Annotated in this window: 10 protein-coding genes; 3 read left to right on the top strand and 7 right to left on the bottom strand. The window is 66.2% G+C overall.

Annotated elements, in window-relative coordinates; genetic code table 11:
• Positions 1 to 14: 14 nt before the first annotated feature.
• A complete protein-coding gene (locus tag ACFFGN_RS01170; RefSeq protein ID WP_380043332.1) occupies positions 15 to 1,694 on the bottom strand; it encodes a sodium:solute symporter family protein in 1,680 nt (559 codons plus the stop codon).
• 251 nt (positions 1,695 to 1,945) lie between these two features.
• On the opposite strand from ACFFGN_RS01170, the gene ACFFGN_RS01165 reads away from it, so the two are divergent.
• Positions 1,946 to 3,037 carry a sensor histidine kinase gene (locus tag ACFFGN_RS01165; RefSeq protein WP_380043331.1) on the top strand — a complete coding sequence of 364 codons (1,092 nt, stop codon included), beginning with the start codon at positions 1,946 to 1,948 and terminating at the stop codon, positions 3,035 to 3,037.
• Positions 3,030 to 3,677, top strand: a complete 648-nt coding sequence (locus ACFFGN_RS01160; protein ID WP_380043330.1) for a response regulator — start codon at positions 3,030 to 3,032, stop codon at positions 3,675 to 3,677. Before ACFFGN_RS01165 ends, ACFFGN_RS01160 begins: the two co-directional genes overlap by 8 nt.
• A gap of 12 nt (positions 3,678 to 3,689) precedes the next feature.
• On the opposite strand, the gene ACFFGN_RS01155 is transcribed toward ACFFGN_RS01160, so the two are convergent.
• Complete coding sequence (locus ACFFGN_RS01155; RefSeq protein WP_380043329.1) at positions 3,690 to 4,724, bottom strand: endonuclease/exonuclease/phosphatase family protein; 1,035 nt, start codon at positions 4,722 to 4,724, stop codon at positions 3,690 to 3,692.
• Between the two features lie 253 nt (positions 4,725 to 4,977).
• Here ACFFGN_RS01155 and ACFFGN_RS01150 point away from each other — a divergent pair, with 253 nt between their 5' ends.
• Entirely contained in the window at positions 4,978 to 5,649 is a 672-nt protein-coding gene (locus tag ACFFGN_RS01150; RefSeq protein WP_380043327.1) for a hypothetical protein, read from the top strand.
• On the opposite strand, the gene ACFFGN_RS01145 is transcribed toward ACFFGN_RS01150, so the two are convergent.
• From ACFFGN_RS01145 to ACFFGN_RS01125, 5 genes are read right to left on the bottom strand one after another with little or no spacing between them, the layout of a single operon-like run.
• The gene (locus ACFFGN_RS01145; RefSeq protein WP_380043326.1) at positions 5,646 to 6,206 is read right to left on the bottom strand and encodes an NADPH-dependent FMN reductase; all 561 of its coding nucleotides are present in this window, start codon (positions 6,204 to 6,206) and stop codon (positions 5,646 to 5,648) included. The genes ACFFGN_RS01150 and ACFFGN_RS01145 overlap by 4 nt on opposite strands.
• Positions 6,207 to 6,225: 19 nt before the next feature.
• Positions 6,226 to 8,529: a glycoside hydrolase family 95 protein gene (locus ACFFGN_RS01140; RefSeq protein ID WP_380043325.1), complete on the bottom strand. Its 2,304-nt coding sequence runs from the start codon at positions 8,527 to 8,529 to the stop codon at positions 6,226 to 6,228.
• 3 nt (positions 8,530 to 8,532) lie between these two features.
• Positions 8,533 to 10,197: a type 2 periplasmic-binding domain-containing protein gene (locus ACFFGN_RS01135; RefSeq protein ID WP_380043324.1), complete on the bottom strand. Its 1,665-nt coding sequence runs from the start codon at positions 10,195 to 10,197 to the stop codon at positions 8,533 to 8,535.
• Positions 10,198 to 10,227: 30 nt separating this feature from the next.
• Entirely contained in the window at positions 10,228 to 11,181 is a 954-nt protein-coding gene (locus ACFFGN_RS01130) for a carbohydrate ABC transporter permease (protein ID WP_380043323.1), read from the bottom strand.
• Positions 11,178 to 12,305: an ABC transporter permease gene (locus ACFFGN_RS01125; RefSeq protein WP_380043322.1), complete on the bottom strand. Its 1,128-nt coding sequence runs from the start codon at positions 12,303 to 12,305 to the stop codon at positions 11,178 to 11,180. The genes ACFFGN_RS01130 and ACFFGN_RS01125 overlap by 4 nt, the downstream gene beginning before the upstream one ends.
• Between the last annotated feature and the right edge of the window lie 380 nt (positions 12,306 to 12,685).

Genomic DNA, 12,685 nt, shown 5'->3' with positions numbered 1-12,685 from the left:
TACTCCTTACCGGCTCAGCCGAAGACGATGTTGAGAACGATGGTCATGGCCAGCGCTATGCCGGCCAGCAGCGTGGGCTTGCGGTACCAGCCGCCGTCACCCTCGCCGGCCACCTCGGACCGATCGGCCTTCGGCGTCAGCGAGTAGACCAGGCCCGCCAGCTCGGAGTCCGGCTTCGGCCGGGTCACCAGGCTGACCACCACGCTCACCACGATGTCGACCACGAACGCGGCACCCGCGCCGATGAAGCTCGCACCCTGGCCGGGCAGATCGAGCACACCCGTCTCGGCCAGGACGAAGACCAGCACCGCTGTCGCCGTACCGCTGACGAGGCCGATCCAGCCGGCCGCGGGGGTCATGCGCTTCCAGAACATACCGAGAATGAAGGTGGCGAACAGCGGCGCGTTGAAGAACGAGAACAGCTGCTGCAGGTAGTCCATCAGGTTGCTGTAGCCCGCGGCGATCGCGGCCGTGCCGATCGCGACGATCGTGCCGCCGACCGTGACCCAGCGACCGGTGCGCAGGTAGAAGTCGTCGTCGCGGTCCTTGATCACATACCGCTCGATCAGGTCGTACGTCATGACGGTGTTGAAGGAGCTGAGGTTCGCCGCCATACCGGCCATGAACGACGCGAGCAGACCGGTGATCGCGAGGCCGAGCATACCGTTGGGCAGCAGGTCGCGCATCAGTAGCAGCAACGCGTCGTTGTAGGTGACCGAGCCGGTGCCGGTCTCCTTGAACTGCTGCAACTCTGGCACCGCCACGGCCGCGATCATGCCGGGAATGATGACGATGAACGGCACGAACATCTTCGGGAACGCGCCGATGATCGGGGTCCGCCGGGCGGCCGACATGTTCTTACTGGCCATGGCGCGCTGAACCTCGACGAAGTTCGTCGTCCAGTAACCGAAGGACAGCACGAAGCCGAGACCGAAGACCAGCCCGATCACGGACAGCACCGGCGAGGAGGTGAACCCGCTCAGCTCGGTTCCCGGCCAAGCGGACAGTTGCTCGGCGCCGCCTGGCGACGCGGTCACCTTGTCGACAAGACCTTCCCAGCCGCCGACCTTGTGCAGGCCGACCATGGTCAGCGGCAGCAGCGCCGCCACGATCACAAAGAACTGCAGCACCTCGTTGTAGATGGCGGCGGACAGACCGCCGAGCGTGATGTAGCTGAGCACGATCACCGCGGCCGCGACCACCGAGACCCAGATCGGCCAGCCGAGCAGCACATTCACGATGGTGGCGAGCAGGAACAGGTTCACACCGGCGATCAGCACCTGGGCCAGCGCGAAACTGATCGCGTTCACCAGGTGGGCAGGGCGGCCGAACCGGCGCAGCATGAACTCCGGCACGCTGCGCACCTTGGAGCCGTAGTAGAACGGCATCATCACGACACCGAGGAACAGCATCGCCGGGATCGCGCCGATCCAGAAGTAGTGCACGGTGGGCATGCCGTACTGCGCGCCGTTGGCGGACATGCCCATGATCTCGATGGCGCCCAGGTTCGCCGAGATGAAGGCGAGACCGGTGACCCAGGCCGGCAGGGACCGGCCGGACAGGAAGAAGTCCAGGCTGTTCGATACCGCACGTTTGGCCAGATAGCCGATGCCGAGCACAAAAACGAAGTACAACCCGATGATCAAGTAGTCGATGGCCGTCGCATCCAGCCTCAGGATTGAATCCTCCGCCACGAATCGCACCCGCGCACCTCCATCTAGAACCGGCCAGCCTGTCACTGACAGTGCCGGGAAGATTACTCCCCAGCACCGACAGTTTCCGTCCCGACCGCGCCGGGGCGAGCTGTTTGTCCACCCTGTCTCCACCCGTGGGCCGATTCATGCGGGTGCACGGACTTTCTAGGCTGTGCTCATGAGGCAGACCCATACCGAGGCCGGCTGGATCGTGGCGCGCGCTGACCACGGTCGTAACGGTCGCCAGTCTGGTGGCGTCCGGTCCGGAGTGGACCTGGCGCTGGACGATCACCTGGTTCAGCCTCGCGTGCTTCCTGGCCGCGATGGCGCTGCTCACCCGGCGACGCGCACTGTCCCTGGCAGGGCTCGCCGCGAGCGGTTTGAGCTCCGCCCTGATGGTCGGGCTGCAGTCCTCCTCAGCGACGGTGCTGACCGCGATGAGCATCGTCATGTTCGCGATCCACTACCCCCGGCGAACCTGGCCGGTTGTTGCCTTCAGCACCCTGTGCCTGGCCGTCGCGACCGGTTCCGCCTATCTATGGGCAGATCCGGGCAACTGGCTGATCGGCCTCTACGGCCTAGTGGTCATCCTGGTACTGATCGGGTTGAACCGGCGCCAATTCGAGGTCCAGAGCCAGCAGACCGTCGAGCTGCTCGTGCAGACCCGGATGGCCCAGGAGGAACAAGCACGTGCCGCCGCCCTCGACGAGCGGAGCCGGATCGCCCGCGAGCTACACGACGTACTGGCTCACGCCCTCGGCGCGCTCACTGTCCAGCTAGACGTGGCCGAAGCGCTCCTAGAACGGGACGATCCCAAAGCAGCGCTAGAGCGAGTACGGCACTCACGACGCCTTGCCGTTCAAGGGCTGGTTGAGGCGCGTAATGCAGTTGCAGCCCTGAGAGCCGACGTACCGGCCTTGCCGGAGGCGCTAGCGGCTCTAGTTCTGCAGCACCGGCTCAACCATGCGGTACAGGCTGAACTCCACGAGACTGGTGCGGCACGGCCTGTCTCGTCAGGCGTTGCAGTCGCACTACTCGGCACCGCGCGGGAAGCGCTCACTAATGCGGCCAAACACGGTCCGGGCGCGCGAATCGACGTACACCTGGAACAACTGCCCGACAGGACCCGCATGACGATCGAAGACGCCGGTACGACGCAACGGGCCGTCGCCGCGACAGGCGTGCCAGGGTTCGGCCTCACCGGAATGCGCGAGCGCCTCGCCCTGGTCGGTGGCACGCTTACCGCGGGTCCGGGCGTTCCAGCCAAGGGCGACGGCCCAACCGGCTGGAAGGTCGTTGCCGAGGTCCCTGCGGCCCACACGGAGGTGAAGGCGAATGACTGAGGCGGTCCGGGTTGTCGTGGCCGACGACCAGCAGATCGTTCGCGAGGGCCTGGTCGCGTTGCTGGGCATGATCGACGGTGTCGAGGTCGTCGGCGCCGCGGGCAACGGGGAGGACGCGGTCCGGCTGGTCGCCGAGCTCGGCCCCGACGTCGTACTGATGGACCTTCGTATGCCCGGCGTGAACGGTATCGACGCCACCCGCCGGATCACCGCCGACCATCCGGCCACGGCGGTTCTTGTACTGACCACCTACGCGGACGACGAGTCGATCAGCGCGGCACTGCTCGCTGGAGCCCGCGGCTATCTGACCAAGGACGCGGGCCGGGTCGAGATCGGCGCCGCGCTGCGATCCACCGCGGCCGGGCAGGCCACCTTCGATCACGAGGTCTCCCGCCGCCTGATCGCGGGCCTACCGACCCGGCCGACCACCCCCGGTCAACGCGACGGCCTGACCGCGCGCGAAACCGAAGTGCTGGTGCTGATCGCCAAAGGCCTGAGCAATCCCGAGATCGCCGCCAAGCTGTTCATCAGCGAGGCGACGGTGAAGACCCACAGCAACAACACCTTCGCCAAGATCGGCGCCCGCCATCGCGCGGAGGCCGTCACCTACGCGTACCGCACCGGCCTGGTCCCGGACTGACCAAGGCCGACGTCAGATTCGCAGCTGCGCCATGATCGGCCGGTGGTCGCTGCCGGTCGCGGGCAGTACCCACGCCTTCGTCGGAACGACACCGCGCACCAGGATGTGATCGATCCGGGCCATCGGGAACTCGGCCGGCCAGGTGAAGCCGAAGCCGAAGCCCGCCGCGCCCTGGGCCGAACGCAGGCCCGCCGTGATCGGCGCGAGGCTGCGGTCGCCGACCGTACCGTTGAAGTCGCCCATCACCACCACGCCCGCGAGTTCTTCCTTCGCGATCGCCTGTCCCAGTTGGCGAATCGTGTCGTTGCGCTGGTTGGAGGTGAAGCCGCTGGTGCCGACCCGGACCGACGCCAGGTGCGCCACGTAGACGGCGATATCGCCTTCGGGCGTGGCCACCTTGGCTCGCAGCGCGCGGGTCCAGGCAAAACCGATGTCCACCGAACCGGTCTCCGCGATCGGGTACCGCGACCAGAGCGCGACGGTGTCCCGCTGGGCGAGGTGCTTGTAGGTGCCACCGAGTTCGCGCTTGTAGATCGGCAGGTCCTTGGGCGTGATCTCTTCCAGCGCCACGATATCGGCGCCGGCCGCGATGATCGCGCGAGCGGTTCCGGCCGGGTCCGGGTTGGCCGCGTCGACGTTGTGCGTGAGCACGGCGACGTTGTAGTTGCCACCGCCCTTGCCCGGCAGGAACGCGTTGCCGAACATGCCGAGCCACAAGAGCAGTACCAGCGCGACGGCGATACCCGCCGTCGCCGAGCGCCGGATCAGCGCCATCACCGCAAGCACCGGGATCGCCACACCGGCCCACGGCAGGAACGTATCGATCAGGCTGCCGAGATTGCCGAAGGTGTTGGGTATCTGCCGATGCAGCAACAACGGCAAGGAGACCAGCACCGCAAGCAAGGCCACGAGCCAGCCACGTCGCCACTTCCCCGGCCGGGCGCCGGCCCGGCCGCCACCGGGGGAACCAGGCCGCCGGGAAGCGGCCGGCCCGGACGAGCCGGGCCGGTTGGAGGAGCTGTCGGGCGGAACAGACCTTTCAGACATGCTGCGATTCTTGCCGACCTGGGCGCCGCACCAAAGCCGCCAGCCCGTAAAGGGGCATATCGGCCGACAGATCCGCATCGATCGTCCACCCTTCGGCTGGTTGCAGCGGCAACCGACCATCCGAAAGTCGCAGCCGCACAGCCCCGGAAGCCCTGCCCGATCGCAGCCATCAGCACCGGCGCAGCGACGCCCGGCACCGCACGAAGGCGCCCGCAAGGAGCCGCCTGGACCCGAGAGGGCGCAGAATTCCGGTATGACCGCCCCGTCCGCAAGAGAACCCGGCGCCTTCGTCGTACGCCGATCCGATCGCGCCGAGCTGAAGGCCGCCGTGAACCTGGTCGCCATCGTCGGTGGCGCGCTGGTCGCGATCCTGGTCGCGATCGCCGTCCTCATCGCGCTACGCGGTGGGTCGGCCGGCGCCTTCGCCGAACGCTTCTGGAAGTCCCAGGTCGGCCCACTCACCCTCGCGGCGGTGCTGGCGCTGTGTGCGTACTTCGCCTGGGCGAACGCGAAACACGAACGGTCACAGGAGACCGACGCGGACGGGATCAGCCTGCAGATCGACGAAGCCGGCCTCTACCTCGGCGGTACCCAGCCGAAGGCGACGGCCTGGCCGGACATCCGCGAGGTGAGCCGGGTGAATCTGCCGGCCCGGACCGCTGAAGGCAACGAGCGCTGGATCCCGCACCTGGTGGTGATCACGGCCGATCCCGGCAAGTTGCCGCCGAAGGCCGAGGACTGGGGCGCGATCCGCCGCTGGCCCAGCTCGACCGAGAGCTACACGCGCCGGATCTCGTACCAGGACATCGTGCATGCCGTCGAGCGCTTCTCGCCCACTACCCCGGTGACCGACCGGGGCAACTACAAGGCCAAGGCCGAAGAATCACCGAAGCCGGAAAAGAAGCCCGAAGACTCAGAGAACTAGCGGTCGCCGTTGATCTGGTCGCGCAGGGCTTCGAGCAGCGACTGGACCAGCTTGAGCGTGTCCTCGTCGGTGAGATTGCCCGCGTCGTCGAAGCGCTCGTTCGCGCGGAAGACCATCACCTCCGGCTTCACCACCGGACGCGAGTGCGTCCAGACGAGCATCTGCCGCAGCGCGAGCTGGGCCCGCACGGTGCCGAAGTTGCCCGGTGCGGCGCCCATCATCGCGAGGTGCTTGTGCAGCAGGGACGAGTCGGCTGCCGGGCGGGAGGCCCAGTCGATCGCGTTCTTCAGCCCACCCGGAATCGAGTAGTTGTACTCCGGCGTCGCGATCAGCAGGCCGTCGGCCGCCCGGATCTCGTTGCGCAACCGGGCCACCTCGGCCGGCAGCGTGGTCTCGGTATCAAGCTCCGCGTTGTACAGCGGCAGCTCGCCCAGGCCGTCGTACAGCTCGATCGACAGGCCCGCTGGAGCGTGCTTCTGCGCCGCCCGCAACAAGGCGGTGTTCAGCGATCCGCTCCGCAGGCTGCCGGAGATGGCAAGAATCTTGAGATCGGTCATACGACTATTGAAACATAAACTACTTTTCGACGTACGCAGGGCGCAGGGGTTTCGCTTGTCCCGCGGCCAGGTCGAGTTCGATCCGGGTGTCGTTGTGAACGAGCGTGTAGTGGCCGTCGTGGTCCGCTGTCACCTGGCCTCCGGTCAGGCGGCCGTCGTGCCATTCGAGGTCTACCGTCAATCCGCCGCGGGCGCGCAACCCGCAGACGGCCCCGTCGGGCCAATCGGACGGCAGCGCGGGCAGCAGCCGGATCACGCCGGCGTGGCTCTGCAGCAGCATTTCGGCGATTCCCGCGGTGATACCGAAGTTGGCGTCGATCTGGAAGATGTCGCCGTCGCGATGCAGCAGGTTGTCCGAAACCAGCCGCGCGAGGTACTCCCGAACCACCCGGCCCGCGTCGTCCCCCTGTCCCAGGCGCGCCCAGAACGCGACGTACCAGGCGTGCGTCCAACCGCCCGCGGGAGTACCGAGTTCGGCCCGCACGGCGATTGAGGCGCGGGCCGCGTCCGCGAGGGCCGAAGTGGCCTCGAGCTCCGTACCGGGGTACAACCCGTAGAGGTGCGAGTGGTGCCGGTGGTGGCGTTCGGACGGCGGCCAGTCCGTCGACCACTCCATGATCCGGGCGTCGTCGCCGACCGGGATGACCGGCAACGCCTCGCGAGCCGACTCGGCCCGCTTGGCCAGTTCGGTATCGCCGTCGACGAGCGCGGAGGCCTCGAGCAGGTTGGCGAACAGCTCGCGGTACAACCAGATGTCGTACGTCGTGGTGATGTCGACCGAAGCCTTCTCCCCTGTCGGTACGTGAAAGTGGTGCTCCGGTGAGGTCGACGGCACGATCTGCACTTGCCCGCGCGAGTCCTCGACCAGCATGGACAGGGCGAACTCCGCCGCGCCTTTGAGCACCGGATACGCCTTGTTCCGCAGGAACTCCGCGTCGAGGGTGAACCGGTAGTGGTCCATCAAATGCGCCGACATCCAGATCCCGCAGGACGGCGACATCGACCAGACGGGATCGTCACCACCCGCGCCGACCGGCCAGCTGGTCATCCAGATGTCGGTGTTGTGGTGCGATACCCAGCCGGGCGCGCCGTACAAGTCGCGGGCCGTCGCGGCTCCGGCTCTCGCGAGTTCGACGACGTTGTCGAAAAGCGGTTCGGCACAGTCGGACAGCCCGACCACCTCGGCGGCCCAGTAGTTCATCTGGGTGTTGATGTTGTTCGTCCAGTCGCTCGCCCACATCGGACGGCGGTCCTCGTTCCAGATGCCTTGCAGGTTGGCCGCTCGGGTGCCAGGACGGGAGCTTGCCATCAGCAAATACCGGCCGAAGTCGAACGCCAACGCGGTCAGGTCCGGGTCGTTGCTCCCGGCAGCTACCCGGCGGATCCGCTCGTCTGTTGGCAGAGCCAGCACCTCGTCAGGCGTCACCAACGACAGTTCCACCCGGCCGAACATCTCCCGGTGATCCGCCACCTGCCTCTCCCGTAGACCGCCCTCGGTCGAGTCCAGCGTCGCTACCGCCACCGCGACCGCGGCGGCCGGATCCGCCGCGGGCTTGGTGTCCCAGGCCTTGAACGTGGTGGCGCCCGCGAGTACGGCGGTGAGGCCGTTCGCGTTCCGCACGGTGATGCCGTCGGGCCCGGTGGCCACCGTGCCACCGTCGACGTACACCCGCAACGCCACGCCAAAGCCGATCCCCCGACCCTCGTCGTACCGAATCGGGTCAGGGCTTTGGCGGTACTCAATCGTCAGCTCGGCCGGCGCGTGTCCGCGCATCGCCACGGTCGAGTCGTCGAGCCGTTCGTACCGAGCCGGGTGCTGGCTGACCAGCCCGAGCCGGGTGTTGATCGCGCCGGGCGTATCGGCTCGAACGGTCCAGACCAGCACCTGATCCGGTGCCGATACGTAGGTCTCCCGCTCGAAGCGGACGCCACCTCTGGTGTACCCCACGGACACGATCCCGTCGGTCAGATCGAGCCGCCGTTCGTAGTCCGTGAACGGCTGCTCCGAAACGAGATCAGTGATCTCCAAATCACCCAAGGGCTGGTACGACTCCACCAGCGGACCCTGCAACTTCCGCGCCAGCCAGGACGCGGCCAGCCGATCACCGTCGACGAGCAGCAGTCGCCGGATCTCCGCCAGGGTGGCCGGCCCGTCGGTGACGCCGAGTTCGGACGGGCCATCGCCGGACCAGAGCTCGTCGAGGTTCAGGGCGATCCGCTCGCGCTCGACCCGGCCGAAGACCTTCGCGCCGAGACGGCCGTTGCCCAGCGGCAGCGCCTCGAACCAGTCGGGAGCCGGAGCGGTGTACCAGAGGTGGCGCATGAGCTACTTCCCGTTCTTGTACTTGTCGTAGGCCTGCTGGTAGAGCTCGAGATAACGCGGCATGCCGACGCCTTCCAGCCCCTTCACGAAAGCGTCCCAATCAGCGTCGAGACTCTTGGACCCGGTGATGAAGGCCAGCTGGTTCTGCGAGACGTAGCTGTCCAGGTTGGTCTGCAGCGTGGCCAGTTCGGCGCCTAGGCTCGGGTCGATCCAGACCGAAACGGTCGGGAAGAACTGCGCCTTGTCCTCGTGCCCCTCGTACAACTTCGTTGCCTGGAACAACCGGCGCTCATAACCGGCCTCCGTGTAGATGTCGGTCGGCACGGCCTGCGCGTTGCGGTAGGCAAGAGTGTTGTTGTACTGGGCAAGGGCACCCCAGGAGATGTTCTTCGGCGTGGTTGCACTCGGCAACGGCTTGTACGCCGCCTTGGCCCTCGCGTCCAGCGCGACATCCTTCGGCCCGGGTTTCTCCCAGCCCACGCCCTCGGGACCCATCGTCGCGATGCGCTGGCCCTCATCGGTGTAGATGTAGTCGAGCATCTTGATCGCGGCGACCTGCGCCTCCTTACTGGCCTTGTTCGTCAGCAGGAACGTGAAGCTGATCGACGTCGGGTACTGCAGCCCCGTGTAGCTCTTGCCGGTCGGACCCGTCAGCGGCGGCACCGCGTCGTACTGCTTGTCCCGGCCGTCCTTGGAGTCGAGCGTGACGAAGATGCCCGGGTGCAACACCGGCACCGAGCCGAGCTGCACCGCCTTCGGGTTGTCGCCGATCGCCCGCAGCGCGTCCGAGCTCTGCGTGAACGACGCCTTGTCGATCAGGCCTTCCGCGACCAGTGAGTTGATGTACTTCAGGCCTTCGCGCCATTCCGGCTTGTCGACCGGCGTAACCACCTTGTCGCCGTTCAGGGTGAGCAGCCCGCGGATGCCGTTGTTCGACCCGACCGGGTCGTACGCGAAGGCGCCCATCAGGTAAGCGATCAGGCTGCTGTCGCGGGCGTCGGTCGACATCGGGATCTCGTCGGCCTTGCCGTTGCCGTTCGGGTCTTGCGTCTTGAAGGCCTTGAGGACCGCCCGGAGCTCTTCGGTCGTTCTCGGCTGTTTCAGGCCGAGCTTCTTCAGCCAGGTACTGTTCATCCACAGCTTGTCCGGGTAGGTGCAGTGGTAGCAGTCGGCCCATTGCGGCATCGCGTAGATGTGACCGTCGGGCGCGGTCGCCATCTCTTTCAGCGTCTTGTTGCCGTCGAGCGCCTTCTGAATGTTCGGCGCGTGCTCCTTGATCAGGTTCTCCAGCGGCAGCGCGACCCCCTGGGTACCGAGCTTCAGCACCTCCGCCTGGGTGAAGCCGTCCACCCACGGAATCAGCAGGTACAGGTCCGGGTAGTCGCCGCTGGCCAGCGAGATCTGGCGCTTCTCCTTGGCCGCGGCCGCGTCGAACGTGGTGGTCTGGAAGCGGAAGTCGATCTTGAACTTGTCGCTCAACAGCTTCGAGATGCTGTTGGTCGCGAGGTTGGTGTCCGGATCGGCCGGCGCCAGCGTGTCGATGATGACCTTGTCGCCGTTCATCTCGGCCTTGGCGGCATCGCCGTCACCGTCACCGGAGCTGCAGCCCGCCACTGCGAGCGCGGTGGCCGCCGCGAACGCGGCCACCCGAGTGGAAATGGAACGCATGGAACAACCTTTCTCGGAAAGCCGGACCGATCAGCCCTTGACGGCGCCGACCAGCACGCCCTTGGTGAAGTGCCGGGCGATGAAGGGATAGATCAGCAGTACGGGCACACTCGAGACGACGATGAGCGCGTACTTGAGGACACCGGCGAGCTGTCGTTGTTCCAGCTGCTGCGCCAGGTCGGTGGAACCGCCGTTGGTGGTGTTCAGAATGAGCATGTTGCGCAGCACGATCTGCAGCGGGAACAGATCCGGGTCCTTCAGATAGATCAGCGCGTCGAAGTACGAGTTCCACTGGAAGATCGCGTACATCAGCGCGATCACCGCCAGCATCGGCTTCGACAGCGGCAGCACCACCGACCACAGGAACCGCAGGTCGCTCGCGCCGTCCAGCATGGCCGCCTCGTACAGCTCGTCGGGAATCGTGTTCGCGAAGAACGAGCGGGCGATGATCACCTGCCAGACGCCGATCGCGCTCGGCAGCAACAGCGCCCAGCGGGTGTTCAGCAGACCGAGATCCTGGACCACCATGTACGTCGGGATCAGGCCACCGGAGAACAACATGGTGAAGATCAGGCCGGTCATGATCACGTTGCGGCCCAGAAATCCCTTGCGGGACAAGGGGTACGCGATCGCGACGGTGAGCGTGACACTGATCAACGTGCCACCGATCGCGTACACCAGCGAGTTGTAGTAGCCCTGCAGAACCTGCGGATTGCTCAGCGCGACCTGGTAGGCCCGCAGCGAGAATTCCACCGGCCAGAACGACACCCGGCCGGAACTCACCGCGTTCGCACTACTGAACGAACTGGCCACGATGTACACCAGCGGCATCAGCACCACCGCCAGCGCCACCGTCAACATGACCGTGATGACCACCAGGAACACCCGATCACCAAACGGCTCCTGAATCCTTTGACCGCGGTCGTTGGATCGGTCGTTGGCGCCGGCAGCGCGGCGCGACTTGGACAAGGTGAGCGTGATCATCCCCATAGCCCATTTCCGGTGATTCGTTTGGCGACGAAGTTGACGAAGAGCAGCAGGCCGAGATTGACCACGGAGTTGAACAGGCCGATCGCCGTGGCCATGCTGAAGTCGGCGTTGATCAGGCCGGTCTTGTAGACGTAGGTGGCGATGATCTCCGACTGCGCGAGGTTCAGCGGGTTCTGCAGCAGGAAGGCCTTTTCGAAGCCGATCGCCATCATGTTGCCGACGCCGAGGACAAGAATGATCACCGCGGTCGGCATGATGCCCGGCAGATCGACGTTCCGGATCCGCTGCAATCGGCTCGCGCCGTCGATCTTGGCCGACTCGTGCAGTGCGGGATCGATGCCGGACAAAGCCGCCAGGTAGATGACCGCCGAGTAGCCGGTGGTCTGCCAGACGTCCGACCAGACATAGATGTGCCGGAAGTAGTCCGGATCCCCGAGGAAGTCGACCGCCGGCACGCCGAACAGGCCCAAGCCGTCGTTCACGATGCCGAGGCGTGGGGACAACAGCAGGATGGTCATCGAGACCACCACCACGGTCGAGATGAAGTACGGCGCGTAGGTGACCAGCTGCACGGTCTTCTTGAAGAAGCCCTGGCGCAGTTCGTTCAGCGCGATGGCCAGCACGATCGGAATCGGGAAGCTGGCCAGTACCAGGTAGAACGCCAGAATGAACGTGTTCTTCAGCAGCGTGCCGAACACCGGGTTGCCGAAGAACAGCTCGAAGTTCTTCAGACCGACCCAGTCACTGCCCCACGGGCCCTTGATCACGTTGTAGTTCTTGAAGGCGATCACGGCGTTGCTGATCGGGATGTACTTGAAGATGACGAAGTACGCGATCGGGATGATCACCAGCAGGTAGAGCTGCCAGTGCCGTTGCCAGGCCCGTCGAGCCTGGACCCTTCTGTTCCGCTGCGGCAGGCCAGTCCGGCGGGCGCCGAACCGGCGGGTACCGGGGCGGCGGGCGCCGAATCGGCGGGTACCGGGGCGGCGGGCGCCGAATCGGCGGATACCGGGGCGGTGGGCGCCGAACCGGCTAGGGCCGGGGCGGCGCGGGCCGGGCCTGGCGGCGGTCGTTACGCCGACCGGCGGTACCGGCTGCACATCGATGGTTCCACTCACACAGCACTCCGTCCGAGCGATTCAATATCCGATAGGATCTACGGAATCGTTGTGAGAATCGCATACTTTCCGGAGTAAAGGAAGGGGTCTGGTGGTCCTCGTTATCGGCGACGTCCCAGAGGCATGCCCTGCGCGCTAACCGGCGAATGGGCTTGTGAGACAGGCGCCAGACGACTGACGGCTCACGGCTCACGGCTCACGCCACGGCTCCACTCAATCGCGGACAGCACCGCCGCAGCACGGATCACTTTCGTTTCACACTCCGGACCAGCGGCCACCAGTCCGGGTGCGCGAGACCGGGATCGGTGCGTCGTACCGCGGGCCGGCACCGGTCCGACATGCGGCCGCGAGATGTCGTACGGCGAGGCCGGCACCGGTTC

The sequence above is a fragment of the Kribbella deserti genome, from assembly GCF_042434725.1.
Classification (GTDB): Bacteria; Actinomycetota; Actinomycetes; order Propionibacteriales; family Kribbellaceae; genus Kribbella; species Kribbella deserti.
This window is presented reverse-complemented; position numbering and strand designations above follow the sequence as displayed.